Origin of the sequence: Rodentibacter sp. JRC1 (assembly GCF_020521555.1) — a bacterium.
Classification (GTDB): Bacteria; Pseudomonadota; Gammaproteobacteria; order Enterobacterales; family Pasteurellaceae; genus Rodentibacter; species Rodentibacter abscessus.
On record NZ_BPWA01000001.1, the window covers coordinates 2298399 to 2325355 of the forward strand.

Consider the following 26957-nt stretch of genomic DNA (forward strand, 5'->3'; position numbering starts at 1 on the left):
CCCTATTTCTGAACGGGAGAACAATAGGTAATTTGGGGGAGAACCGTTACTTTTTCTTCGCTTTAAAAATCTTTAATCGTTATTCGGGTAAACATAGCTAGAGCGACAAATAAAGTGCGGTCAATTTTGCCGATGTTTTTGAAAATATTCATACAGTTGCGGCAACAATTGCGCAATCAAGTTTAGTTGTTGAAACGGTATCGTAAAGGCAGATTTTTCTTTAATTTGAGTTTCATCCCATTGCACTTCTTTGAGGCTTAATACAATGTTTTCTTGTAATTTATGAAAAACTTCTTGTGGGAGTTTTTCAATATTTTCTAGGGTATATAAGATTTTTTTGGCTGTGGGATAGAAACCGGATAAAAATTGGGTGTTTTGTCGCAGCTTTGTCATACGATAGCGATAAGAACCGAGTGCCGAGATGTAGCTTAATAGGGAATAGTTCATTTTCAGTAAATCAAATCCTTCCTGCAAATGGGCTTGATATTTGTGCGGTTCATTATTCATATTGGAAAGTGTGGAACTTAGTGCCGCAGCATATTGATGGGCATTGCGGCGTGCAATGCGGTATTTTAAGTCATCACTTTTACCAAATTGTAATTGACTGATGATATGTAAAAAATATTGGGCATCACTGTGAATAGCTTGGTGGCTCACTTTATTTAATTCTAAATACTTCCAATCCGGCCATAAATAGGACACGGCAAACCAAGAGATCGCCGTGCCGATTAAGGTATCCAGTAAACGAGGTAACAAAGCGGTTTCTGCACCAAACCCCATTACATCAAAACTAATAAGCACCTGTAAGGTTATGAAAAAGGTGGAGAAGCTATAATTGTTGCTTCGGAAAAAGAAAAAGAGGGTGCAGGTGAGAACGATTAGACCTAGTTGCATTTCCAGTGTCGGGTTTAAATAAGGCAGTAGTGAACCGACTACAACGCCTAAAATCGTGCCGATAATTCGTTGGCGTAATCTGGTTTTTGTAGCGGAATAATTAGGCTGACAGACAAAAACTGCGGTAAGTAAAATCCAGTAACCGAGGTTAAATCGGAAAAATTCCACAATGGCACAGCAGGCGAATACCACGATTGAAAGTCGAACCGCGTGTCGGAAGAGTGGCGATTCAAAGGTGAAATGGCTGAAAATGACGGAAACGATGTTTTTTAAACCGGTAATTTGTTCCGTGTGAATGCGGGCGTTTTGTTCATTTTCTGTGGTTTCTTGTTCTAATTGGCGTAACTGATAGTCAATGTTTTGTAGATTATCCAATAGCGTTTGGATAACTAATAATTGTTCGCTATGTTCAGTGTGTTGGTGGCTATAAAGCTCGAAGGATTGCATTGTTCCGATTAATGCTTTTTCTACCCGAGGATTATAGCGGTAAGATCTATTTTCACGCAGACTTGCGGCAATTCCATGACAAGCCTGAGCTTGTAATTCCAGCAATCGTTGAATACGGAAAATTAAATCCGTATTTTTGAGTTGTTCGGCGATTTGTTTGTAATCAAAATGGGTGGAATTTGTGCGTTCGTGAATTTCTTGCGCGGTGAAATAATAGCGAATCATTCGTTTGGTACGAGTATGCCGATGTTGTCCGCGGATACGATAGAAAAGCGTCGTTCTGGCAAGATTAAAAGCATTGACTACATTGGCGTTTTTCATCGCAAAATTAAGGTGCTTTTTCTCGATTTCATCTACTTCATCAGGATCAAAAAATTCAGATTTTGCATCCAGATATTCTCCCAAAGCACAAAAAGCTTTTGCAACGCTTTCTTGCACGGGGCGGTTCGGAAAGAACAGGTACACAACCAGTGTAACAATGCTGTAAAGCGTGGTTCCGATGATAATCAGCAGTGGATTAATATACCAGTTTTGCACGACATTCGAGGAATAAGTCAGGGTAGTATAAACCGCAATCACCAATGTTCCGAAAGCAATGGTTCGATAGCGTTCTCCGATAGCTCCTATCATCGTAAAAACAAAGGTGCCGATTGTCATCAATATTAAGTAGGATAAGGCGTTATCAATGTTTAGTTGAACGATGATTGCAGAAAACGTGAAGGCGATAAGGGTGTAGAAAATGTTTTTCAGTCTGCCGGTTAGGCGGTTATCCAAATCGACTAAACCGCCGGCAATAATCCCCAATATCAAGGGCATAGATTGGGTAGAAATATCAAAGAACCAAATACCAAGTGCGGCAATATTTACTGCAATGAAGATAGGAATCGCAGCAATGACTTTTGCATTGAGCCAATGGTTCATTTGATTATCCTCTTTATTTTCTATTGATTAATGTAAAAAGTGAGCCTTATAAGCTCACTTTTCATCTTAAAGTGCGGTCATTATAGTGAATTAAATTTAAAAATGTTGACGAGCGTTGCTACACCTCGCCGTACTGTTTGTACTGTCTTCGGCTTGCAGTTTTTGTATCTATTTTAATTTAATTCCCTATTATTTATGAGATTTTGCCCAGTTCAAGAAACGTGTTTGAGTTTCTTTGTCCGCTTGTTGGAACCAATATTGTAATTGTTGTTCCGCCACGTTTTGACCTTGAACCACTACTTTTCCTTTGGTTGCTTTGCTGTTTGCGGCCCCCGCCGTTGCCATCATAGGCGCTGCCGGTGCTGTTGCTACGGCAAGTGAAGATACTGCGGCTTTAGCTCCGGAAGCATTGTAACCTGCTAAATCACTTACTACATTAGCGGACGGGAATAAACCCTCTTGTTTTAAAATATCGATTTTAGCCGGAATTTCTTGTCCGGAAGTTGTTTTTACTGTGATAACCGGTGCTGAATTGAATTTTTCAGCTTCCCTTTTATTACGAATACTTGGTGCGGAAATGACCAAATCTTCAGTACTACCTTGGAAAGTTACGATAATCGGATTGGACTCAAATAAAGACTGGCTTGAACCTCCACCTACAATTTCACTCACGCGAACGACAACTTGGTGGGTAGTTGTGTCAGTTACATTGAATGAACGGGTTTCTTTTAAAAGGGATTTATTTGCTTTTTGTCCATCAATAGCTAAAAAATCCATATTCGATGAAGTTGAAACCATACCGGCAAAAGCGGCAGAGCTTGTCAATAAGGTTGCGATACTAAATGCTATGGTACGTAATTTCATTATTACTCCTTTTTACTTGTAAACGAAATTGCCGTCTATGCTATGCTAATTTCCGTAAAATGAAAATAGGCAAGTGCGGTTAAAAATGAAAAAGTTTTATAGTATTGTTTTCTATTCTTCTTAGGAGGCTTTCGGATAACAAAAATGTTATAGGAGAGTAGGATGAGAAAGTAAATTAAGCTGAGATAAGTAAAGTCATTAAATTGTGTTTTTTGTTACAGAAATGACTGAGAGATTAAATCATAGTAAGGTTTTGTTAAAAATTAAGCTTTAAAACAACAAGTTAACGAACAACGAGGATATTTACCCCGAGTAATTTTAATCTTTAAATTATTGTTAAATTTTTGTTTGAATTTATTTGACAATACATAGGCGAAGCGTTAAAACACTGTAGTGCTTTCTTCTCATTAAGGGGGGCTTATGCTAACCATATCTTATACCAGCGAATTTTCATTATTATGTGCTTTGTCGCCACCTGCGACTTTGTCAAACCAACAACGGCTATGGCAATTTGCAAAATGGAGTGAGGGGCTGCCGGACGTGCAAGAAGCCGTGGTGGGAATGAATAATCTGACGTTGTTTTTTTTCTCATCACCTGATACGACCATCATCAAAACCTTGCTTGAGCAATGGGAAGCCCTACAACATCAATCCTTTCAAGACATCGGGCGACTGATTGAAATCCCTGTGCATTATGGCGGCGAAGTCGGGTTGGATTTAGCCGCTGTAGCTCAATTTCATCGCTGTTCCCCCGAAGAGATTATCCGCCGTCATACCGAGCCCACCTACACTGTTTTTATGATCGGTTTTCAACCCGGTTTTCCTTATTTAGGCGGTTTGCCCCACCATTTACACACCCCAAGACACGCCAAGCCTCGTGCCAAAGTGCCTGCGGGAGCAGTGGGGATTGGAGGGGAGCAAACGGGTATTTATCCTTTCAGCTCTCCCGGTGGTTGGCAGCTTATAGGGCAAACCTCAATTCCGCTATTTGATGCGAACAAAGAGCCACCTGTATTGCTACAAGCGGGTGATAAAGTGAAATTTTTTGCAGAGCGTATCGAACTATGATTTATATTCAATCTCTTCAAGCCTTTGCTCATATTCAAGATTTAGGGCGTTTGGGTTATCGTGGACAAGGTATCGGGCAAGCCGGAGCAATGGATAAGCTTGCCTTAAAAGCAGGCAATTTATTGCTACAAAATGCTCCTGAATGCCCGGCGATTGAATTTGCAATGGGCGGTCTTACCCTCACTTTTGATTGTGCCACCCCATTTTGTTTAACCGGGGCATTATGCGAAGCAACCCTTGATAATCAACCGATTTTTCCTTATTGGCGTTACACGGCAAAGGCCCGCCAAACCTTACATATCAAGCGTATTACCACAGGAAACTATGGCTATTTATGCGTTGCCGGAGGCATAAACGTTCCGCTCTTTTTGAACTCCGCCAGTACCGATTTAAATGCGAAGTTCGGCGGATTTTACGGGCGTTTATTGAAGAAAGGCGATCATTTAGCCACTGGTAAGCGTGATACTTACCTTTCCCCGTTAGGCATTGAGCCGATCAATTTTTGTTCGCAAATTCACGCTTTGGTTTCTAGCGAATATGAAGCTTTTGAAGAAACTAGCCAACAGGCTTTTTGGCAACAGGCGTGGACAATTCAAACGCCTAGTGGACGAATGGGCTATCGCCTGCAAGGAGAAGCCTTGCGGCTGCGTTCAGCCTTAGAAATGCTTTCGCACGCTGTGCCGATGGGAACGATACAAGTACCGCCCGATGGGCAACCTATCGTGTTAATGGCAGATGCTCAAACTACAGGAGGATACCCGAAAATCGGCTGTGTAATACAGGCGGATTTAGGCAGACTGGCACAACAAGCGGTCGGATCTTCTGTACGTTTTACCCAAGTAGATCGCCAAACGGCACAGAGATTATCCCAACAAGATGAGCTCTATTTAGACAACATTAGGAGAAAAGCAAATGCAACACGTTGATTTAAATGTCGATTTAGCCGAAGGCTGTGGCAACGATGAAGTGTTATTACAATTAGTCAGCTCCGCCAATGTGGCTTGTGGTTTACACGCAGGTGATTATCAAGAAATGAACAAGGCAATTCGTTGGGCGAAAGCGAACCAAGTTGCCGTGGGTGCTCACCCTAGCTTTCCTGATCGAGCCAATTTCGGGCGAACAGAAATGCAACTTGCCCCCGACGATTTGCAAGCTTGTTTGCGTTACCAACTTGGGGCAATCAAAGCCTTATGTGATGCGGAAGGCGTAAAATTAGCCTATGTAAAACCGCACGGGGCATTATATAACCAAGCGGCTAAAGATGCGGAGCTTGCAACCTTGATCGTTAAAACGATCAAAGCCTTCGATCCTAATTTAAAGCTGATGGCGTTATCGGGGAGTTTACCGATTCAAATCGCTCAAGATCTCGGCTTAGGCACGATTTCAGAAGTATTTGCCGACCGTCATTATTTAGCCGATGGTTCACTTGTGCCTCGTTCAAGAGCTGATGCCTTAGTGAAAGATGAAGATGAGGCGATCCGTCAAGTGTTGCAAATGGTCAAAACCGGCACGGCACAATCCGTCGAGGGGCAGATGATCCCAGTGAATGCCGAAAGTATCTGTTTACACGGTGATGGCGAACACGCTGTCGATTTTGCAAAACGCATTGTGGCATCACTCCGTTCACAAAATATCCAAATTATGTCTTGTCGTTAAGGGGGAAGTATGTCTGCTAACCGTAATGCCCTATTAGGGGCTGCTTTTTTAATGGCAACCTCAGCCATTGGTCCGGGCTTTTTAACTCAAACCGCTACCTTTACCCAAACCCTGCTGGCAAGTTTCGGCTTTGTGATCCTGCTCTCTATTTTGCTGGATATTGGGGCTCAACTCAATATTTGGCGAATTATCTCTGTGTCTGAAAAACGGGCTCAAGACATTGCTAATGAAGTATTGCCGGGAGCGGGATATGTGCTTGCCGTGTTGATTGTAATGGGCGGATTGGCGTTTAATATCGGCAATGTAGGGGGAGCCGGTTTAGGGCTAAATATTCTCATCGGCGTTTCGCCCGAAGTCGGTGCTTTGATTAGCGGTGCAATCGCTATCGGCATTTTTATTTTCAAAGAGGCGGGCAAAGCGATGGATCGATTTGCTCAAATAATGGGGTTTATTATGATTGCTTTAACCCTTTATGTTGCCTTTAAAGCCAATCCGCCTATTGGTGAAGCGGTTTACCACACTTTTTTACCTGAACAACTGGATGTGATTGCCATCGTTACCCTTGTGGGTGGCACAGTAGGTGGCTACATCACCTTTGCAGGGGCACATCGTTTATTAGATGCAGGCATTAAAGGGAAATCCGCTCTTAAAGAAGTCAGCAAAAGCTCAATCTCTGCCATTTTAATTGCCTCTATTATGCGGGTGGTGTTATTTCTTGCGGTGTTAGGCGTTGTTGCACAAGGGGTTAAACTCGATCCGGCTAATCCTGCGGCAACCGCATTTTCCTTTGTCGCCGGAGATATTGGGCTTATGATTTTCGGAATGGTCATTTGGGCGGCTTCTATTACTTCGGTAATTGGTGCTGCCTATACTTCCGTTTCTTTTATCACCAGTTTCTCCCCAAAAATAGAGCAACACAAAAACCGCTGGATTGTAATTTTTATTGCAATATCGACCGCTATTCTCGCCACCATTGGTCGCCCTGCACAGGTGTTAGTCTTTGTCGGCACACTTAATGGCTTTATTTTACCGATTTCACTCGGCTTAATCTTAATTGCGGCTTACAAGAAATCCATTGTCAAAGATTACAAACACCCCGTTTCATTGGCGATTTGTGGTTGGATTGTCGCAATTTTAATGGCGATATTAAGCACGATCACCTTCGTTAAATATCTCGGTTTGTGGTTTTCATAACAGATAGTTTAAATATAGCACTTGGGGAAAATACTGAAATATATTGAGGAAATGAAAGTGACAAAGCAATTTTTTATTTACGGACGTGTACAAGGTGTTGGATTTCGCTATTTTACTTGGAAAGAAGCGGAAAAAATAGGTATCAAAGGTTCGGTAAGAAACCGCAGTGATGGCTCTGTGGAAGTGATTGCTCAAGGCAATGAGGCACAAGTAAGTGCTTTGGCGCAATGGTTAAAAACAGGACCGAAAACGGCAAAAGTGGAACGAGTGATCGTAAATGAACATAGAGAAATTATCGTGAAAAATTTTTCTATTATTCATCATTAAAATTAACCGCACTTTTGCGAAATTATCGGATTTTGCGTAGAATGTGCCGATTTTTTTATGGGGAGTAACTATGCGCAATCAAACCAAAATCCACCTTGAACAACTTCGGCAAACGATGCAGCGTTTAAATTTGTGGCAGGCTATGCCGCCGGCGCAGGAAGCGTTTTTAAGCCAAGAACCTTTTTCGCTTGATACGATGGCGCCGGAAGAATGGTTGCAATGGGTTTTTATTCCTCGTATGCAGGCGTTATTAGAAAGCGGTGCACCGTTACCGAATCAAATTGCGATTTCACCTTATATTGAAGAAGCATTGAAAGAGTTTGATGATCTTACTGTATTGCTTGCTCCTTTAGTTGCATTGGAAGAGTTGTTACAAAATCAATGACATTAGAGATTTTATATCAAGACGAGTGGTTGGTTGCCGTGAATAAACCGGCAGGAATGTTGGTGCACCGTAGTTGGTTGGATACCCACGAAACGCAATTTGTGATGCAAACCTTGCGTGATCAAATCGGGCAACACGTATTTCCTATTCACCGTTTGGATCGTCCGACTTCCGGTGTATTGTTATTTGCATTAAAGCCTGAAGTCGCACATTTGATGTGTTTGCAATTTGAGCAAAAGACGGTAAAAAAATCTTATTTGGCGATTGTTCGTGGTTATGTGCAAGAAAACGGGCGTATTGATTATCCATTGAAAGTTCGGTTAGATAAAATTGCGGATAAGTTTGCCGAAGAAGGCAAAGAACCGCAAGATGCCGTCACGGATTATGAATGTATAAAAACCGTTGAAATGCCATATCCGGCAGGGCGTTATACGACTTCACGTTATTCCTTGCTGCGTTTAATACCGCATACGGGGCGAAAACATCAGTTGCGTCGTCATTGTAAACATATTTTTCACCCTATTTTAGGTGATACACAGTACGGTGATTTACATCAAAATCGTGCATTAGCGGAAAATACGGGAGGCAAACGCTTATTCTTACACGCGGAAACCTTGTGTTTTAAACATCCTATTTGGGCGCAGAAGGAAATCATCATTAATGCACCATTAGATGAACAATGGCAAAATTTAATAAAAATATTCGGTTGGTAAATTATGTTAGATATTCAATTGACACACGAAGAACAACAAAGAGCGGTTGAAAAAATCCAAGAATTGATGGCGCAAGGCGTTAATAGCGGGGAAGCTATCCAAATTGTGGTGAAAGAACTACGTGAATTATATGAAAAAGAAGATAAAAATAGCAAAAAATAAAATTTTTTGTGATCTCCATAACACTTTTTGATCTTGCTTGTTGCATAAGAAAAGAAAATGTTTGAACATAGCCACCAATTTGGTGATAAGGCATTAGTCTTATTTGATTTATAAATTATAGGCGAAGCCTAAGAGGTCTGTTATGGAAATTGGTGTTGTTAAGTGGTTCAATAATGCAAAGGGATTTGGTTTTATTTCCGCAGAAGGCGTGGATACTGATATTTTTGCACATTACTCCGTGATTGAAATGGATGGTTATCGTTCATTGAAAGCCGGGCAAAAAGTGCAATTTGAAGTTATTCACGGTGACAAAGGATCTCACGCCACAAAGATTATTCCGATTGCGGAATAAAATAAGAACTGATATTTGGTGTTCTTAAAGTTTCCTCTTTTTAGTTAAGTTAAAAGGCAAGGCTCATCACCTTGCTTTTTTATTTCAGTAAATTTCTTAGGCTGCTTTTCATTGCCGACATTTGGCTCTCGTACAAGGCTTTGCTTTCGCGTTCATCGATCATATAGCTGATGGTTTCGGAAAGAGTCATATTCATTTTGCGTGAATATTTTGAAAGACGTAGCCAAACCGCATATTCCAAATCAATAGATTTTTTCTTAGTGGATTGTTTTTCCGCATTAAAAAAACGCTTTCGGCGAGCACGAATTGCTTGGTCTAACTTAATGGGTAATGCAGTGGAAAGATGATGTTTGATCCAATTTTCGATTTTCTCCGGATAATGTTGACTTTCTAATAATTCGTTAACAACCGTCTCTTGTAGACTTTTTTCATTATAACGGGTGATATTTTCACCTTCGCGATGTTTACGAATAAGATAAATCCATTTCCAGTTTGCTTCTTGATTTTCGAGTTTTTGATATTTCATAACGATGATTTTTAGTGACGTGGTAACCATTTCAATATACGCATTTTAGTGTCATTTTTCCAGTTGATTTTTATAATATCCATAAATGTGAGATAATGCCCTCAATTTTACTAATGAGAAATCACCCGTGAGTTCATCTTTTTTTCAAAAACAATCTCTTGATTGGCAAGCCTTGCAGCCACAATTAATCCTTACCGAAAAACCGACACAACCTCTTGATTTTTGGGCATTACAACCGAACGTTAAAAATGCGCTTTCTTTATTTTTACGAAACGCAAACCGTTCTCTTATGCTGCTAAAAGCCGATGATCAAGCGGATTACGCAGATTTATTAATATCACTTATGCGTGAAATGTTACCCGAAGTGCGGTCGGTTTTCGGAGCGAATTATATGGTGGAACAAGGTGATTCTTTTTCCTTTCCGCATATCAAGGTAGAACCTGCACAATCTTTAGAAGATAATTTTGCTGCTTCAGGTGAAGTATTAAGTGCGCTTTATTGCGATCAATTTCAGCTTTTCGGGAGTGTGAAAGTGCATCCAAGCTCGCGAGACATTCAACTCACACCGGGGTTGGTGCATCGCGCAAATGGTGGCGTGTTGATTTTGGGCGCTTCTACATTGCTGAGCCAATTTGATTTATGGCAACGTTTAAAGCATATTTTACAAACCAAGCAATTTAATTGGTATTCTTCTCACCCTTTTAAAACTTTACCTTGCGATATTCCTGCTTATCTTATTGATGTAAAAGTGATTATTTTAGGTAATCGAACAGAGCTCGCCGCACTTGGCGAATTAGAGGAAAATTTATACGCTTTTGCCGATTATGCGGAGATTGAAAATTATCTTTCGGTTGCGAATGTAGAGGAGCAGAAAAGTTGGGTGTCTTATGTGCAGCAGATAGCGGAAAAACAAAGAATTGAACTTGATTTTTCCGCTTTTAATAAACTTTATCAACTTTTGGTTCGTGAAAGTGAAAATCGTTTTTTGATCAATGTTTCGCCCAACACGTTAAAAACGATGCTGCTAAATGCTTCGATTTCAGCGCAAAAAACAGGATTAAGTGCGGTCGATTTTGAGTATGTTTTTCAACAACAAGCCGCTCAACACGGATTTTTGAGAGAACAAACTTATTCGGATATTTTAAATGAGCAGGTTTATGTTGAAACCAAAGGTGAAATTGTAGGGCAAATCAATGGGTTGTCCGTTATTGAATATCCCGGTACTCCGGTAGCCTTTGGCGAACCTTCCCGAATTAGTTGTATTGTGCAATTCGGTGATGGAGAAGTGGTGGATGTTGAACGAAAAAATGAGCTTGCCGGTAATTTACACAGCAAAGGAATGATGATCGCACAAGCCTGTTTATCAAATATCCTAGAATTGCCCTCTCAGTTACCCTTTTCCGCATCGCTTGTCTTTGAACAATCTTATGGCGAAATTGATGGTGATAGTGCCTCTTTGGCGATTTTCTGCGTTCTTACCAGCGCATTGGCGGAGTTACCGTTGCCACAGCATATTGCCATCACAGGAGCCATCGATCAATTCGGTTTGGTACACGCCGTAGGGGGAGTAAATGATAAAATCGAAGGATTTTTCACGATTTGTCAACGTCGCGGTTTAACCGGCAATCAAGGCGTGATTATTCCTGCAACCACCATTCAGCAATTAAGCCTTTCTAATGAGGTGGTAAGTGCGGTCAAAAACGGCGAATTTTTTATCTTTCCGGTAGAAGACATTTACCAAACTTGTGATCTCATTTTTCAACGTGATTTATTGGAAGAAGATAAAATCTATGCTGACAATAAAACACCGATTTCCCGTTTGATTCAACAGCGCCTCGATTTTAAGGCGACACCGATAAAAAAAGGTTTGTTGGATTTTTTCCGGTTCTAAAATTTAAAAAGCGCGAACTTGGGTTCGCGTTTTTTTATACATCAAATCGACTGATTGGACAAGTTCAGCTAACAAGTGTTTTCTATTTACATTAAGTATTATTCCTTTTAGAATGCGGTATTATCAGTTATTTACTGAGATTAGATTTAATTAAGGAATAAAAATGCAAAACACTTGTTCACCAAATAAAAAAGAAAGTTACACCTACGAAGATTTACTCGCCTCCGGTCGTGGTGAATTATTTGGTGCAGAGGGCCCGCAGCTTCCGGCGCCGACAATGTTAATGATGGATCGCATTGTTAAAATGACAGAAAATGGCGGTGCATTTGATAAAGGTTATATTGAAGCGGAATTAGATATTCACCCTGATTTGCCTTTTTTTGGCTGTCATTTTATTGGTGATCCGGTAATGCCGGGGTGCTTAGGTTTGGATGCGATGTGGCAGTTAGTCGGTTTCTTCCTCGGCTGGGTAGGGGGCAAAGGAAAAGGACGTGCATTAGGTGTAGGTGAAGTGAAGTTTACCGGTCAAATTTTACCGACCGCAAAAAAAGTCATTTACCGCATTAATATGAAGCGGGTAATTAATCGTAAATTGGTGATGGGAATGGCTGATGGTGAAGTGGAAGTTGATGGGCGTGTGATCTATACCGCAACAGATTTGAAAGTCGGATTATTCCAAGATACCTCTAGTTTCTAAGATTATAGTGAATAAAACTAAGCGGTATTAAGTAGCATTTGCACAAAAAACTTGTAGGGTAGCGTTAGGCGAAGCCGTAACGCACCGTAATGAAATTTATTGATAAATTGATAGATCCCGCAGGGTGGGCAAATTTTTTGCCCACCTTTCTAATTACGATATTCAATGGTCGGCAACCGGTTGCTCCGCCCTCCCCCAAGAAATATCAAAACTCTTTGTGCACCTGATATATAATACTGTTTCGGTTATTTACTATTCCTCATCCACCACATCTACAAATGCCGCATTTAACAATTTCCCTAAATCTTCGGCGGTAAGTTCTACGCTTAGCCCGCGTTTTCCGCCGGAAACGTAAATGGTTTCAAAATCAAGTGCGGTCGAATTTATCACTGTTTTTACCCGTTTCTTTTGTCCGATTGGACTAATGCCTCCCACTAAATAGCCTGTGCTTTTTTGTGCCGAATCTTTCTCCGCCATTTCAACTTTTTTGGCACCGATCGCCTTTGCCGCTTTCTTCATATTGAGCATATTTGCGGTCGGTAGAACAAAGCAGGCGAGTTTCTTTTGATCGCCGTTTTCCGCAACAAGTAAGGTTTTAAAGGAGCGATGAGGAGCAATACCTAATTTTTCGGCGGCTTCATCACCAAAATGTGTGTTGTTCGGATCGTGATCATAAGTATGCAGAGTAAAAGGAATTTTTTGTTTTTTGAGCAAATCAATTGCGGGTGTCATTTTATTTTTTGTCCTTTTTTTGTAGAATGGCACGTTATTTTACAGCGGAGAAAAAAATGGACGCAAGCCTAAATATCGCCATTTCGGCAGAATTTGAATTATGCGAGAAAATTGCAGAAAGCCTTGAACAAAGTGCTTTAAATATCGGCAACATCTCAATTGTTGAGATTTATCCCTTTGAAGAAGAGCAAGGCGTGCGTTTTAACAATAAAAGTGTGATGCAATATTCACCGCAGGAAATGGATTGGTCGGCGGTGAATTATCTCTTTTTCGCTGGTGATATTGAACAAGCTTCACACATTGCCGCTGCCGCGGAAAGCGGTTGTATTGTTATTGATATGAAAGGGGTATGCGCAGCATTGTCCGATGTGCCGGTTGTGGTGCCAAGTGTGAATGAGGTGGATCTTGTTGAGTTAAGACAACGTAATATTGTCAGTTTGCCTGATCCACAAGTTAGCCAACTTGCTTTGGCAATTTATCCTTTATTACAAACGGCAAATTTCTCGCAAATTTTTATCACCTCTTTACTTCCGGCTTCTTATCAAAATACCGATACGGTAAATAAACTTGCCGGGCAGACTGCACGTCTGCTAAATGGTATTCCGTTAGAAGAAAAAGAACCCCGCTTTGCTTTTGATGTACACCCACAAACTACATTGTCATTATCGCAACAACTTCAAAAGATCTTTCCTCAATTAGATTCAGTGCTATTTCACGCTGTGCAAGTGCCGGTATTTTATGGAATGGCACAAAAAGTGACCGCACTTTCCGATTATGATGTCGATTTCCAGCCACAAGAAAACGACTTTTTGCAATATCATGATAACCTTATCACACCGGTTATTAACGGTGAAATGGAAAGTGGGGAATCGCAGGTGAGATTGCATATCAGCGGGCTAAGTGCGGTTGAAAACGGCATTGAATTTTGGAGCGTTGCCGATGAACAACGTTTTAATCTTGCCTATCTTTCGGTGAGATTATTAGAAGCGATTTATCATCAAGGTTATTAATTTAAGGAACAATTATGTTAGAACGACTTTTTAAATTACGTGAAAAAGGTTCAACCACAAAAACTGAAATTATTGCGGGTATCACCACTTTTTTCACCATGGTTTACATTGTGTTTGTGAACCCTTCTGTTCTTGGTGATGCAGGAATGGATAAGCAAGTGGTGTTTGTTACAACTTGCCTGATTGCTGGAATCGGAACGATTGCAATGGGATTATTTAGTAATCTTCCTATCGCACTGGCACCGGCAATGGGCTTAAATGCTTTCTTCGCTTATGTCGTTGTCGGAAAACTCGGTTATTCGTGGGAAATCGGGATGGGAACGATTTTTTGGGGATCGGTCGGTTTATTTATTCTAACCCTTTTTCAAATTCGTTATTGGTTAATGGCATCTATTCCTTTGGCGTTACGCGTAGGGATTGGGGCAGGGATCGGTTTTTTCATTGCGCTCATCGGATTTAAAAATATGGGAGTGGTGGTTGCCAATCCGGCAACTTTAGTTGCTCTCGGTGATTTACATGATCCGAAAATACTGCTCGGTGTATTAGGATTTTTCATCATTGTCGTATTGGCGGCACGTAATATTTTTTCCGGTGTGCTGATTTCTATCGCAGTGGTAACGGGTTTGGCATTATGGCTTGATGAATCCGTAGTGTTTCACGGGGTGATGTCTATGCCGCCTGCATTAGATGCCGTTGTGGGAAAAGTCGATCTCGCCGGCGCATTGGATACCGCTTTGCTGGGCATTATTTTTTCATTCTTATTGGTAAATCTATTTGATTCTTCAGGTACGTTATTGGGGGTTACCGACAAAGCAGGTATCAGCGATGAAAAAGGGCGTTTCCCGAAAATGAAACAAGCTTTATTCGTAGATAGTATAAGTGCGGTAGGCGGTTCTTATATCGGCACATCTGCGATTAGTACTTATATCGAAAGCGGAGCGGGAGTTTCTGTAGGCGGACGTACGGGACTAACGGCGGTAACCGTAGGCGTATTATTTTTATTGACGATTTTCTTCTCGCCGCTTGCGAGTGTGGTGCCGGCTTATGCCACGGCAGGCGCATTGGTTTATGTGGGAATTTTAATGGCATCCAGCCTTATTCGCGTGCAATGGGATAATTTAACGGAAGCTACACCGGCGTTTATTACTGCCGCGATGATGCCGTTTACCTATTCCATTACGGAAGGTATCGCTTTTGGTTTTATTAGCTATTGCATTATGAAAACTTGTACCGGTCGCATTAAAGAAGTCAATGCACCGGTTTGGGTAGTATCCATTTTATTTATTGCGAAATTTGTGTGGGTCGGTTAATTTGATGGGCGAGCGAAAAGTTCGCCCTTTTTATAACTAAACTGGGACTTAATTATGCAAAATATTCTTTTTATTATTCACTCTTCACCTTATGGTGATGAACATTTTTTCAGTGCATTACGCCTTGCGTTACAGATACAAGAACAGCATAAAAGTGCGGTCAATTTAAAACTATTTTTAATGTCTGATGCGGTTACAGGCGGTTTGGCGAAACAGAATCCGAGTGAAGGCTATCACTTACAGCAAATGCTGGAAATCTTAACGGCACAAGGTGCGGTTGTAAAACTTTGCAAAACTTGTACGAATGCGCGCGGCATTACAGAAGTGGCTTTAGCTGAAGGGGTGGAAATCGGAACGCTAATCGAACTTGCCGATTGGACGGTGGAGGCGGATAAGGTATTGAATTTTTAGTTGAGGTTTACGTAGCGTTCATTAGACGTATTAATTAAGAACGCCAAAGCACAAAAAGAATTTCATCATATTGGTAGGGTAGGCAACTTGTTGTCCACCATTTCAATCACAACATTTCAGGTGGGCAAAAAATTTGCCCACCCTACTTTTTGTGTCATGCTGCAGAATACTGTTATTTTTTCTTATTTTCTCCGGTCATTGCTTTTGCCTTTTCATCCATCGTAACATTTATATTATGATCAACCACCACATTCATATTGATGGTTATCCCCTCTTTGGGTGTATCAAGTTGAATAGTCGGAGTGCATGCCGTGAGTAGATTGAGGGCCAATAATTCGGCAAGAAAGTGCGGTTGATTTCTAAGGTGTTTTTTCATTGTCTAATTGCTTATAAAGTTGATATTGTAAATTTTGTTCAAATTGTGCTCCGTAGTCAATCATATCCCACAATTCAAAAATATTTTCTTGATGTGTGTAATTTAAGGTTATCGGGTGATGTGTCGGGTTATTGACATTGATCCCTTTAATACTTGTACGTAAATTCATTTGTCCATTTGGTGCGAGATCGATATTCGCATAAGAATTTTTAAGTTCCATTTCTTTTAGTAAATCAATCAAAATATTTTCAGTCCAACCACCTTTTTTCAGTCCTTTAACCACGTCACCATTTAGTTTGATGCGCATTTTTCCGACTTGCGTTAAGCTACCGTTACAAATTAAACAGGTATTATGTTTTAGCCAAAAAGGTAACGTCGCATTTACACGCCCTTCCAAATGAACTTGATTATATTGCGCCATTGTCATTATTCGTTCAAGATCGATATGATGAAACTTGAGTGTAGCGATTTCGGTTTGTGGGAAACTTAATTTATCAATCTTTAATTCACCATCAAATAGACCGATCCTAGCATTATTTAAGATCAGCGGTTTTTTCTTTGAATTAGGATAACTGCCGTATAAATCAAACTCGCCGTTATTTAGGAACAATGCCCCTTTTCGCATATTGCGAATCGAAACCTTGATCGGCATAGTCGGTTTATTATGTAACAGATTATTTTGATAATTAAGAGGAAAACGGATCGTTAAATTTTCAATTTCACCGTCGGGAAACGAAATATCCGCATTGTGTAAAGCTAAGTCTCCCCTCATGGCGATCCCTTTATTATTGATAGTGAAATCGCTCGCACCTTTAATATCGCCTTGATGAATCAGCCAACCCCATTGTTGCGGAAAAAGCGATTGGAAGACTTTTGCCGATTGCGTTTTCCAGCTTATTTTTCCTTTTAATGCTTGATTTTCATAACGGGCGAGTAAATCAATCGGGCCTAGCTGACCTGCTTTTAGATTGCCTGCAATATTAAAATTTTCAATACTCTCGCCGTCTAAACCGATACCTAAAATAGGGTTGATAAAATATCCGCCGTAATCAAATGCGATACGATCCGTTTTCGCCTGTATTAAACCGCGAATATGTTGTTTTTCATAATCCCAGTGTAAACGATCTTTTAATTCAATATAAAGCGGTGTCATAGTAACGCCATTGGTTTGTATTCTGTCGGAAGAGGCATTCAGTTGATTTAATTCTATATGATCGGCGTGCCAAAATCCGCTTCCTTTTAAGCGAATAGGGGTTTTCAGTGCATTCCAGCGGGCATTTCCTTCAATACTCCAATCCCAACGATTGTCTGCGTTGAGTTCGGCGTGGCGTAATTTTTGTTGCGGATCGCGCAGCTGAAATACCGTTTTAATACCGGCAATAAATTCATCGGCTTGTCCGTCAAGCTTTATGTCGATATCAGAAAATTGAGGAGTAAATCCTTGCAGTGAGGCTTGTAATCTTCCGTTTAAACCGTATTTGCCGATTTGTACGTTATCAAGCGGAAGACGAACCCGAATGTCGGTGCCTGCTTGTTGGTTATCCATTTTAAAAATGGAATTGGGGTGAAAGTGTAATATCGGATCGGAAAATGTACCGCTGAGCCGATAACTTAAATTGGTGTGGGCAACCGTGTTGTTATAGCGCAAATCACCACGGGTTTTTAGATCAAAATAGATTTGATCCAGTTTTTCACCGCTACCGATTTTGCCTTCTTTACCGGAAATTACGATTTCCCCTTTGCCCTTTTCGCCAAAGGTTTGCAAAATCACATCTAAATCAATATTAAAGGGCAGCCAGCCTTTTTCGGGGGTACGAACCGATAAACCAAGGAAGCCTTTAATCGGTTGATATCCGTCAAATACCCAATAAAAATTTCCCCAAGAAATTTCTAATCCCTGCGGAGTGAACACGAAAGGCACGTCCAATAAAGGAGAATGGCGGCTGAGATCTTGGGCTTTAATTAATCCGTTTTCCCCTTTCCAAGAAAGGGTAGCCTTACCTTGACTGACGGAAAAATCGGGGTGCTGCCAAGTTAATGTCGCATTACCTTCAGGTTGAGCTTGTAAGATTTCATCATTAAGCAATAGAGAGAAATCAAGGTGATAATGTTGTTTTTCTTCAGGTTGATAATCGGTCTCGCCCAGCCACTGAAAATGCCCGTTTTGCGGCTGTAATGTGGAATGATGCGTCATAATGGACGCATCATTATTTTTCGCAGAAAGTGTTAAGTTAAATTGATTGTTTTGATAATTAGCAATACCGGAAAGATCCGCATTTAATAAATGCTGAAAAAACGGTGGCACGATAGTCTCGGCATTGCGTAATTTTATATGATGAACGGCAAGTTCGGATTGCGGAAGAGAGGTGAAAAGTGCGGTCAATTTCAATGAAGTTTTTTCGGAATTATTCGGTAAGGTTTGAAGACAAGCGTAGTCCACCACGCCTTCTTCAATCGTTAAATGAGGTGTAAACCAACCTTGTAAATTGAGATCTTTAAATTCGCCTAAGGTGCATTGAGCGGTTTTAAGCCGTGCATAAGGAAGCGACAATCCTTTGGCATTTAACGTCCAATTTTCCGATAATTGCAATGAATATTCCGGTGTAAGGAAATAATTTGCCAAACGTTCCGTTTGTTTGGGTGAAAGCCACCAAGGCAGACTAATGATATTGATCAAAAACAAAGCACTAACCAAGGCAAAATATCTACCTTTTCGCATATTTCCTCAATGATTTTACTGATTTTCCAGCGGCATATTGTAGCGAAATCTTTACTCGGAAAAAATCAATTTTATTTACTATCATACATAGCCAAAGCCGTTATTAGTCCCTAAAATATCCACATTCGATTTTTTCCATATTATGTAGCATTTGCACAAATCTTTGTAGGGTGCCGTTAGGCGAAGCCGTAACGCACCAATAAAATATTGGGTATAAAACTCTCTTTGTGCAATTGCGCCATAATAATGAATCTTTTATTTATAAAACTATGAAAAAAGCAACGCCGCTAAACCCTGTCACATTGCCTTTAAATCAAGTCAATCTTATTGAAGCTTCAGCCGGTACGGGAAAAACTTATACTATCGGCTCATTATACCTCCGACTTTTGTTACAAGCTGGTAAGCAAAATTTTTCCCGTCCATTGAATGTGGAAGAAATTCTTGTCGTGACCTTTACGGAAATGGCAACGGAAGAATTAAAGCAAAAAATCCGTGAACGTATTACGGATGCCATACAAAAATTATCGGAATATGTGGAAACGAAAGCAATCACCGCCTTTAAAAATGATGAATTTCTGACCGCACTTTGCGTAAGCATTGAGAATTTACCCCTTGCCATTCAACGTTTAAAACTTGCCGAACAAAATATGGATCTTGCCGCCATTTTCACTATTCACGGTTTCTGTCGGCGAATGTTAATGCAATATGCGTTTAATTCCGGTGTTCACTTCAACTTAGAATTGATAAAGGATCAATCGGATTTACTAAAACAATTTGCCAATGAATTTTGGCGTGAACATTTTTACCCATTGCCCTTTGATGAAGCGAATTTTATTGCAAATGAATTGGGTTCTCCTGATGAGGTGTTGGCGATTTTACAATCCGATTTGGGTAAAGATGTACAGGTGGAAATAGATAATCCTTGCTCTTTATCTTTACCGGTTGGTGAGTTTTTACAGAGAAACCTTAGCGGATATTTGCAGGCGGTTAATGAATTAAAAGCGTTTTGGTTACAAAATGCAGATAAAGTGAGTGAACTTATCACCGAAGAAATTTCTAAAACCTACCCGAAAAGTTTGCCTAAAAAGTTAAGTCGAAAAGTATATCAAGCTAGCCGATTAAAAAATTGGATTACTCAGATTAATGAATGGGCAACTTATCCACGGGATTATTATGTGCATAAAACCTTAAAGGATTATTTTCTACAATCCGTTTTGGAACAAAAAGGTGAAGAAGGTGCAGAGCCTTTTCATCATTCAATTTTTGTGGAATTGGAACATCGGGTGCAGGAATTAGTTGATCCCGCATTGCTCAAAAAAATTACCCTTTATCATTACCGTCAAGGCATTTGGCAGAAACTCCTCGAATATAAACAAAATCATCAGGAAAAATCTTTTGATGATTTATTGCGGTTGCTTTGCGAAGCCTTGCACAACGAGCAGGGCAATCAACTGGCGGAAATGATCCGCTTTCAATATCCCTTTGCGATGATTGATGAGTTTCAAGATACGGATGCGCAACAGTATCGCATTTTCTCAAAAATATATCGGGATCATCAGGCGGAAAATAGCGGTTTTATTATGATAGGTGATCCTAAACAGGCGATTTATCGTTTCCGTGGTGCGGATATTTTCACTTATTTAAAAGCAGCACAGCAGGCGGATGAACGCTTTAATTTAACCCGAAATTACCGCTCGCAAAAGCAAGTGGTGGAAGGGGTAAACGCCTTATTTGACTTTGATAAATCGCCGTTTATTTACGATAACATCGAATTTTCGCCCGTTGACGCACTTGAGGATCATTATCGCTTTTATTTGAAGGGAGAATGCGAGCCGGCTTACCGTTTTTATTTGACGAAAAATGACGGCAAAAATTTAGATAAAACCGCTTTGGCACGCACTTGTGCCGTTTCAATTCAACATTGGCTAAAAAGTGCGGTTGAAAATCAGGCGGTTTTTAAAGATGAAAAGGACGGAAAAACGCTACAAGCTGCGGATATTGCCGTGTTAGTGCGTGATAAAAATGAAGCCGAATTAGTCAAAAATGAATTGCAGCAATTGGGCATCGCTTCCGTTTATCTTTCCGATCAAAACTCGGTATTTGATAGCCGTGTGGCAAAAGAGTTGGTGCTTGTGTTAAAAGCTTGTTTGAATGTGGCGGAACGCCCGATTTTAAATGCGATTGCGACCGCACTTTTCGGCTTAAATGCAGCGGAAATTCACCAAATTCATCATAATGAAGCGGATTGGCAACGCTGGGCGGATAGTTTTGCGCAATATCAACAAATGTGGAAACGACAAGGAGTGTTGCCGATGTTGCATCAACTTTTGTTGGAGCAAGGCATTGCAGAGCGATTATTAAGTTTGCCTAAGGGGGAGAGGGATTTAACGGATTTCTTGCATTTGGCTGAAATTCTTCAACAAGCGGCAACCCTAAATGAAAGCGAAGCGGCATTACTGAGTTGGTTTGAAAAACAAATTCAAGGCGAGGGTAGACAAGAAGCGCAAATTCGTTTGGAAAGCGAGCGTCAGCTGGTAAAAATCGTGACTATCCATAAATCCAAAGGGTTGGAGTATGATTTGGTTTGGTTGCCGTTTTTAGCCGTGCCAAGCCGTGATCCAAGTAAATCGGGTAAAGTGGCAAAAGATATTAACCTTTATTATTCCAAAGAACGGGATACGATGATATGGGATATGCAAAATCGCCATCTAGACGCATTGAACCAAGAAACTTTTGCGGAAGAATTACGCTTGCTTTATGTGGCGCTGACAAGGGCAAAATACCAAATGGCGTTTGCCTTGCCCGCACAATTCGATAAAAAATGGAATCCGTTGCTTTATGTGCTTACCCAAGGTGAAATCGGTGAAAAGCTGGAATTATCCGATACTTATGAAACAACACCATTGCTTAATCAATTTAAAGATAAAACCAAAAGCGTGCAAATTGAATCGGCAGAGACATTAATTAAATTGCCGCCTTTGTCTTTTGGTAGAGCGGAAGAGGGGCTTTCTGCAGCTGAATTTAGCGGAGAGATCGAGCAAGATTGGCGTATTACCAGTTTCACCGGGATTGAACAAGCGCACCGTCGGGCGCATTATTTGAGCGAAAGTGCGGTAAAAAAATCCTTGGTTTTTGATGAAGCGAAAGATTATGACATTTCTTCCGAAATATTGACCGCACTTTCGGAACAAAAAAACGAAGATATTTTAGGGCTTCCCCGTGGTACGCAAGTCGGAACGGTGCTACATCGTTATTTAGAAAAAAACGATTTTAATCTGTTAAGCGATGAAGCGGCTATCATAAAGCTATGCCAAGAGTTACAACTTGATGATGCTTTTATCAAACCCTTACAACAATGGTTTGAGCAAATTTCGCAAACACCATTATGCGAGACAGTGCCACTAAAACTTGTCGAACTGGCGAAAACGGATTGCATTAAAGAAATGTCATTTTATTTATCGATCCGTGATCATTTTAATGTAGAAACCTTTAATCGGGTTCTGCAGAGCTATCATCGACTACCGAGTGAAAGACTGGAATTTGAAGATATTCAAGGAATGGTACGGGGGACGATTGACTTAGTATTCCGACACAAAGGTAAATATTATTTGTTGGATTATAAATCGAATTTCCTTGGCGAAACGCAAGCGGATTATTCACCTGAAGCGCTTGAAAAGGTGATGTTACATCATCACTATGATTGGCAATATTTGATTTACACCTTGGCATTACATCGTTATTTAAAAACCGTGGATCGTGATTATGATTACGAACGTCATTTTGGCGGCGTGTTTTATCTTTTCTTGCGAGGAATGAATGGTGAAACGCAATCCGGCGTGTTTTTTGATCGCCCGACTAAGCAACTCATTGATGAATTAGAGGAGGCGTTTTAATGCTAAGCCTATTACAAGAGCTAAATGAGCAAGGCATAATCAGCCATAGCGATTATTATTTTGCGAAATTGATTGCAGATAAACAACCGATCGATTTACCTGAGAATATAAAAAATTTGGCGATATTACTTGCTGCGCTTTGTAGCTGGTACTATGCACAAGGGAATACGTGCGTTGAGTTAGATAACCAATTGGAACAAAATTTGTTCGGCTTAAGCTATCGTTCGGCAGAAAAAAATTATCTTGCGGAGATTCAACAAAAAATAGATTTTCTGCCTGTGGCACAATGGCAAGTTGCTTTGCGTGATCATATCGCTTTTACACAAGATCCTATTTCACAAATCTCACCGCTGGTATTTCAATTTAGCGCATTGTATTTTTACCGAATTTGGCACGATGAATATCGCGTGGCGAACTATATAAAAAATACGTTGAAAAATAACCGCACTTTAGCCTTTTCGGATGAAGACATTCGGGAAAAGTTAGCGGCATATTTCCCTCAAAGAACAGATGAAATCGATTGGCAAAAAGTGGCCGTTGCGATAGCGATAAAAAGTCCTTTCACCGTGATTACGGGCGGTCCCGGCACCGGAAAAACCACAACCGTGACCCGTTTATTATTAGTGTTGCAAGAATTATACGAACATCGATTGCATATCAAGTTAGTTGCACCAACAGGGAAAGCCGCTTCACGTTTGGAAGAATCTATTAAATATGCTTTAGGCTTTTTACAGCAATCTATGGAACTATCCGATGATTTGCTCCAATCTATTCCGAAAAAAGCAGAAACCTTGCATAGTTTGCTTGGTGTCAATGCTTTTAATGATAATACCCGCCACAACGCGCACAATCCTTTAACATTAGATGTGCTTGTAGTGGACGAAACATCAATGATCGATTTGCCTTTAATGGCGAAGCTAATTAACGCCTTAAAACCTGAAACCCGCTTGATTTTATTAGGTGATCCGGCGCAACTTGCTTCTGTTGAAGCGGGTGCTGTACTTGGTGAGTTGGCGCAATGGCGGGATTTGCCTTACAGTAATGAAACGGCGGATTATTTACGCCGAACCACCGGTTATGAAGTGCCAAATGCACAGGTCTCTAGTCTAATGCGTGATTGTTTATGCCATCTCATCTTCAGCCGACGTTTTGATAAGGATTCGGCTGTCGGTCGGCTTGCGGAACGAATTCAGCAGGGCAGAGCGGAGGAAAGTCTTACATTATTCAACGAATATCCGCAAGAATTGCAATTTAATGCGTTCAATTTAGTTCAAAATGAAGCTGATTTTGTGCGACAAGTGGTGAAAAGTGCGGTCGAAAATTACCGTATTTATTTAACGGAACTGCGTGCATTACAAAAGCAAGGCATTGATTTTAACGCACTGAACGAACGTGGCAAAACTTATGCGGAAAGTATTCAGGCATGCTTTAATTCAACCGGATTTTTGACCGCACTTCGCACCTCCGCATTAGGTGTCGAAAACCTAAATAAAGAAATTGCCTTGGCATTACGCCGAGAGAATTTGCTTTGGTTTCGACACGAGCAAGATTGGTATATCGGTAAGCCGATTATGATTACGGAAAATGATCATAACGTACGTCTTTATAATGGCGATATCGGTTTGTGTCTGGAAAAGGGGAAAGTATGGTTTGGCAATCGGGAAGTGCTTACCAGTCGCATTCCGGCACACGAACCGGCATTTATGATGACGATTCATAAATCACAAGGATCGGAGTTTGATCACACACTTATGGTGCTTCCGACCGAACCTAATCCAGTGCTTTCTCGTGAATTGGTATTTACCGGAGTAACACGTGCAAAAAAAATGTTAACTATATTTGCAGAGGAAAAAATATGGAAAATGGCGGTTCGCCAAACGGTGAAACGTCAGAGTAGATTAGGGAAATTATTCGAAAGTGTAATACAAACAGGAGACTAGTATGAAATTATATGCTTATGATCACTGTCCGTTTTGTGTGCGGGCAAGAATGGTTTTCGGCTTAAAAAACCTGCCTTTTGAATTGGCTGTATTGGCAAACGATGATGAAGCGACACCAATCGGTTTAGTGGGTAAAAAAGTCGTGCCGATCTTAATCAAAGAAGACGGCACGGCGATGTCGGAAAGTTTAGATATTGTTCGTTATGTGGACGCACATTTCGGCGAAAAATTGCTCTCTGAACAGGTTCGCCCAGAAATTGAGAATTGGATTAAGAAAGTAGGAAGTTACTACAACCATTTATTGATACCACGCTTTGTGAAGATGGAGTTAGCTGAATTTGAAACACAAAGTGCGGTTGATTATTTCGTTAAAAAGAAAACGGAATCTATCGGGGATTTCCAACAAAATTTAGATGACACGGCAACTTATCTTGTTCGCTTACAGCAAGATCTTGAAGCACTTGTCCCACTGGTTAAATCGGCTTCAGCCTTGAATAAAGGGCTTTCTTTGGAAGATATTATGGTTTTCCCAATGCTACGCAATTTAACCTGCGTGAGTGATGTGCAATTTCCGCCGAAGATATTGGCTTATCTTGAAAAAATGTCGGCACAAAGTGGCGTGGCACTATATTTTAATAAAGCTATTTAAAACAAAAAAACCTGCCGATTGGCAGGTTTTTTTTAAGTTATTTCAAATTAAGCATGGCAAGTTTGGCAAGCCGCTTGGAACATCCATACAAGTTTTTCTTGTTCTTTGATGTAATCGCTCATTTGAGAAGCCGTACCTTCATCATTCGCTTCACCGGCAACTTCAAGAATTTCACGTTGTTGTTCGAGTAATACTTTTAAGCCTGATAATGTACCTGATAAGCAGTCTTGTGCACTACTTACTGCGATATCTTCCTTAATACGGGATACTTTTAAGTATTGACTGTAACCATTGTTCGGGGTGTAACCTAAAGTGAGGATACGTTCCGCCACTTCATCTACTTTGGTGACTAAATCATTGTAGATTTCTTCAAATTTTGCGTGTAATTCAAAGAAATTTACGCCTTTAATATTCCAGTGATAGCCACGCACATTGGTGTAAAAAACTTGGTAGGTTGCAAGTAGGTCGTTTAATTTGCTTGCTAATTCTGCGGATTGTTCTTTGTCTAGTCCGATAGATGTTTTTGACATAGTATTTTCCTCTTTGTATTGTGAATTCATTCTTCTCTAAGCAACTCTGCATTAGATGGGCTTATTATACACAGAAAATATAGGGAATAAAGTGACTTTACATAGATAGGATTAATAGGGAATATATATTGAATCTTTATTTAAAAAAGCATTTAGCGATTAATCTATCTAACTACTGATTTTTCCATTGATTTAATAAATCATCGCCTTGTTAATAGTATTTTTAAGTGCGGTTAAATTTTAAAGTGTTTTTCGGTATTATGTATCAGTTGCACAAAGAGAATTTTATATTCAATATTTATTGGGGGTAGGGTGCGTTACGGCTTCGCCTAACAGCACTCTACAAAGATTTGTGCAAGTGCTACATAATAGCGGTGTTTTTTCAAGGAGGGACTATGCTAGAGTTAATTAAACACGTATTACCACAGGATGTTGCATTAAACCAAGCTATCACGGAAGAACTTGAACAGAGACAATATGCCGGTTTCTTGAATTACCGACAGGTAGAGAAACTTTGCCAAAAGTTTGAAATCACACCGGTAAAACTAGCACTGCATTTGCTACCGGTTGCCGCTTGTTACAGCCATACGGCAGTATCTCATTTTAATGTCGGTGCGATTGCGATTGGGGAGGCGGGCGATTTTTATTTCGGTGCAAATCAAGAATTTGCCGACACGGCGATTCAGCAAACCATCCATGCGGAGCAAAGTGCAATTAGCCATGCCTGGCTACGGGGCGAAAAGTGCGTGACGGATGTGGTGGTAAACTACACGCCTTGCGGACATTGCCGCCAATTTATGAATGAACTCCATAAGGCAGAACATTTAAAAATCCATCTTCCGCATAGTATGAATAACCCTTTACACAATTATTTACCGGATGCTTTTGGGCCGAAAGATTTAGGTATTGCCGTGCATTTGTTAGCGAAAGAACCCCATTATTTGAATATCAATAATGCGGATGAATTGATTAATCAAGCCGTTTTCGCCGCAAGTCAGGCGCATTGCCCCTATTCTGAAAGCCCTCACGGTGTGGCGATTCAATTTAGTGATGGTGCAATTATAACCGGACGATATGCCGAAAATGCGGCGTTTAACCCGAGTTTGCCTGCATTACAAACCGCCTTGAATTTTGTTTATTTGAATAATAAAAAAACGGAGGAGATTCAGCGTATAGTGATGGCGGAACGACCGGTAAAATTAAGTCATAAAACGATGGCGGAACAGCTTTTATGCGCGCTGAACTTGCCGCCATTAGAATATGTAAAAGTGTAAAATGGAGGGAAGAGTG

General features: G+C 40.5%; 25 protein-coding genes. 18 read left to right on the forward strand and 7 right to left on the reverse strand.

What is annotated here, in order from left to right; genetic code table 11:
- Positions 1-120: 120 nt before the first annotated feature.
- Positions 121-2262: a YccS family putative transporter gene (yccS, locus tag HEMROJRC1_RS10400; protein WP_226692841.1), complete on the reverse strand. Its 2142-nt coding sequence runs from the start codon at positions 2260-2262 to the stop codon at positions 121-123.
- A 189-nt stretch (positions 2263-2451) separates the two neighbouring features.
- Positions 2452-3126, reverse strand: a complete 675-nt coding sequence (locus tag HEMROJRC1_RS10405) for a DUF2057 domain-containing protein (protein ID WP_226692842.1) — start codon at positions 3124-3126, stop codon at positions 2452-2454.
- A gap of 420 nt (positions 3127-3546) precedes the next feature.
- Here HEMROJRC1_RS10405 and pxpB point away from each other — a divergent pair, with 420 nt between their 5' ends.
- The 9 genes from pxpB (at position 3547) to cspD (ending at position 8983) form a co-directional block, all read left to right on the forward strand.
- Positions 3547-4194 carry a 5-oxoprolinase subunit PxpB gene (gene pxpB / locus HEMROJRC1_RS10410; RefSeq protein ID WP_226692843.1) on the forward strand — a complete coding sequence of 216 codons (648 nt, stop codon included), beginning with the start codon at positions 3547-3549 and terminating at the stop codon, positions 4192-4194.
- Positions 4191-5120, forward strand: a complete 930-nt coding sequence (locus HEMROJRC1_RS10415) for a biotin-dependent carboxyltransferase family protein (RefSeq protein ID WP_226692844.1) — start codon at positions 4191-4193, stop codon at positions 5118-5120. The genes pxpB and HEMROJRC1_RS10415 overlap by 4 nt, the downstream gene beginning before the upstream one ends.
- Complete coding sequence (gene pxpA, locus HEMROJRC1_RS10420) at positions 5107-5850, forward strand: 5-oxoprolinase subunit PxpA (protein WP_226692845.1); 744 nt, start codon at positions 5107-5109, stop codon at positions 5848-5850. Before HEMROJRC1_RS10415 ends, pxpA begins: the two co-directional genes overlap by 14 nt.
- Before the next feature lie 9 nt (positions 5851-5859).
- Entirely contained in the window at positions 5860-7044 is a 1185-nt protein-coding gene (locus HEMROJRC1_RS10425; RefSeq protein ID WP_226692846.1) for an NRAMP family divalent metal transporter, read from the forward strand.
- A gap of 51 nt (positions 7045-7095) precedes the next feature.
- Complete coding sequence (locus tag HEMROJRC1_RS10430) at positions 7096-7371, forward strand: acylphosphatase (RefSeq protein WP_226692847.1); 276 nt, start codon at positions 7096-7098, stop codon at positions 7369-7371.
- Positions 7372-7441: 70 nt separating this feature from the next.
- On the forward strand, positions 7442-7756 hold the full coding sequence (locus HEMROJRC1_RS10435; protein ID WP_226692848.1) for a YqcC family protein: 315 nt from the start codon (positions 7442-7444) through the stop codon (positions 7754-7756).
- Entirely contained in the window at positions 7753-8469 is a 717-nt protein-coding gene (truC, locus tag HEMROJRC1_RS10440) for a tRNA pseudouridine(65) synthase TruC (RefSeq protein WP_226692849.1), read from the forward strand. The genes HEMROJRC1_RS10435 and truC overlap by 4 nt, the downstream gene beginning before the upstream one ends.
- 3 nt (positions 8470-8472) lie before the next feature.
- Positions 8473-8631 carry a YoaH family protein gene (locus tag HEMROJRC1_RS10445; protein WP_226692850.1) on the forward strand — a complete coding sequence of 53 codons (159 nt, stop codon included), beginning with the start codon at positions 8473-8475 and terminating at the stop codon, positions 8629-8631.
- A 142-nt stretch (positions 8632-8773) separates the two neighbouring features.
- The gene (gene cspD, locus HEMROJRC1_RS10450) at positions 8774-8983 is read left to right on the forward strand and encodes a cold shock domain-containing protein CspD (RefSeq protein WP_194812021.1); all 210 of its coding nucleotides are present in this window, start codon (positions 8774-8776) and stop codon (positions 8981-8983) included.
- Between the two features lie 79 nt (positions 8984-9062).
- Here cspD and matP read toward each other — a convergent pair whose 3' ends face one another.
- Positions 9063-9509 carry a macrodomain Ter protein MatP gene (matP, locus tag HEMROJRC1_RS10455; RefSeq protein WP_226692851.1) on the reverse strand — a complete coding sequence of 149 codons (447 nt, stop codon included), beginning with the start codon at positions 9507-9509 and terminating at the stop codon, positions 9063-9065.
- A gap of 127 nt (positions 9510-9636) precedes the next feature.
- Between matP and HEMROJRC1_RS10460 the strand changes: the two genes are divergently transcribed.
- The gene (locus tag HEMROJRC1_RS10460) at positions 9637-11400 is read left to right on the forward strand and encodes a Lon protease family protein (RefSeq protein WP_226692852.1); all 1764 of its coding nucleotides are present in this window, start codon (positions 9637-9639) and stop codon (positions 11398-11400) included.
- A gap of 163 nt (positions 11401-11563) precedes the next feature.
- Positions 11564-12097 carry a 3-hydroxyacyl-[acyl-carrier-protein] dehydratase FabA gene (gene fabA / locus HEMROJRC1_RS10465; protein WP_226692853.1) on the forward strand — a complete coding sequence of 178 codons (534 nt, stop codon included), beginning with the start codon at positions 11564-11566 and terminating at the stop codon, positions 12095-12097.
- Positions 12098-12349: 252 nt separating this feature from the next.
- Here the strand turns inward: fabA and ybaK are convergent, their stop codons facing one another.
- Positions 12350-12829 carry a Cys-tRNA(Pro) deacylase gene (gene ybaK / locus HEMROJRC1_RS10470; protein WP_226692854.1) on the reverse strand — a complete coding sequence of 160 codons (480 nt, stop codon included), beginning with the start codon at positions 12827-12829 and terminating at the stop codon, positions 12350-12352.
- Positions 12830-12885: 56 nt separating this feature from the next.
- On the opposite strand from ybaK, the gene HEMROJRC1_RS10475 reads away from it, so the two are divergent.
- From HEMROJRC1_RS10475 to HEMROJRC1_RS10485, 3 genes are read left to right on the forward strand one after another with little or no spacing between them, the layout of a single operon-like run.
- A complete protein-coding gene (locus tag HEMROJRC1_RS10475; protein WP_226692855.1) occupies positions 12886-13839 on the forward strand; it encodes an oxidoreductase in 954 nt (317 codons plus the stop codon).
- A gap of 14 nt (positions 13840-13853) precedes the next feature.
- Positions 13854-15149, forward strand: coding sequence for an NCS2 family permease (locus tag HEMROJRC1_RS10480; RefSeq protein WP_226692856.1), 1296 nt, complete (start codon positions 13854-13856; stop codon positions 15147-15149).
- 54 nt (positions 15150-15203) lie between these two features.
- Positions 15204-15560 (forward strand): DsrE/DsrF/TusD sulfur relay family protein, encoded by a 357-nt coding sequence (locus HEMROJRC1_RS10485; protein WP_226692857.1) that lies wholly within the window; start codon positions 15204-15206, stop codon positions 15558-15560.
- Between the two features lie 172 nt (positions 15561-15732).
- Here HEMROJRC1_RS10485 and HEMROJRC1_RS10490 read toward each other — a convergent pair whose 3' ends face one another.
- Entirely contained in the window at positions 15733-15936 is a 204-nt protein-coding gene (locus HEMROJRC1_RS10490; protein WP_226692858.1) for a YnbE family lipoprotein, read from the reverse strand.
- Positions 15920-18655, reverse strand: a complete 2736-nt coding sequence (locus HEMROJRC1_RS10495; protein ID WP_226692859.1) for a YdbH family protein — start codon at positions 18653-18655, stop codon at positions 15920-15922. Before HEMROJRC1_RS10495 ends, HEMROJRC1_RS10490 begins: the two co-directional genes overlap by 17 nt.
- Positions 18656-18924: 269 nt before the next feature.
- Between HEMROJRC1_RS10495 and recB the strand changes: the two genes are divergently transcribed.
- The 3 genes from recB to grxB are packed head-to-tail and all read left to right on the forward strand — an operon-like array spanning position 18925 to position 25137.
- Complete coding sequence (gene recB, locus HEMROJRC1_RS10500; RefSeq protein ID WP_226692860.1) at positions 18925-22548, forward strand: exodeoxyribonuclease V subunit beta; 3624 nt, start codon at positions 18925-18927, stop codon at positions 22546-22548.
- On the forward strand, positions 22548-24488 hold the full coding sequence (gene recD / locus HEMROJRC1_RS10505) for an exodeoxyribonuclease V subunit alpha (protein ID WP_226692861.1): 1941 nt from the start codon (positions 22548-22550) through the stop codon (positions 24486-24488). The genes recB and recD overlap by 1 nt, the downstream gene beginning before the upstream one ends.
- A 1-nt stretch (position 24489) precedes the next feature.
- Entirely contained in the window at positions 24490-25137 is a 648-nt protein-coding gene (gene grxB / locus HEMROJRC1_RS10510; protein WP_226692862.1) for a glutaredoxin 2, read from the forward strand.
- Positions 25138-25184: 47 nt separating this feature from the next.
- Here the strand turns inward: grxB and HEMROJRC1_RS10515 are convergent, their stop codons facing one another.
- Positions 25185-25667 (reverse strand): Dps family protein, encoded by a 483-nt coding sequence (locus HEMROJRC1_RS10515; protein ID WP_226692863.1) that lies wholly within the window; start codon positions 25665-25667, stop codon positions 25185-25187.
- Between the two features lie 395 nt (positions 25668-26062).
- Here HEMROJRC1_RS10515 and cdd point away from each other — a divergent pair, with 395 nt between their 5' ends.
- Positions 26063-26941 (forward strand): cytidine deaminase, encoded by an 879-nt coding sequence (gene cdd, locus HEMROJRC1_RS10520; protein ID WP_226692864.1) that lies wholly within the window; start codon positions 26063-26065, stop codon positions 26939-26941.
- Positions 26942-26957: the final 16 nt, after the last annotated feature.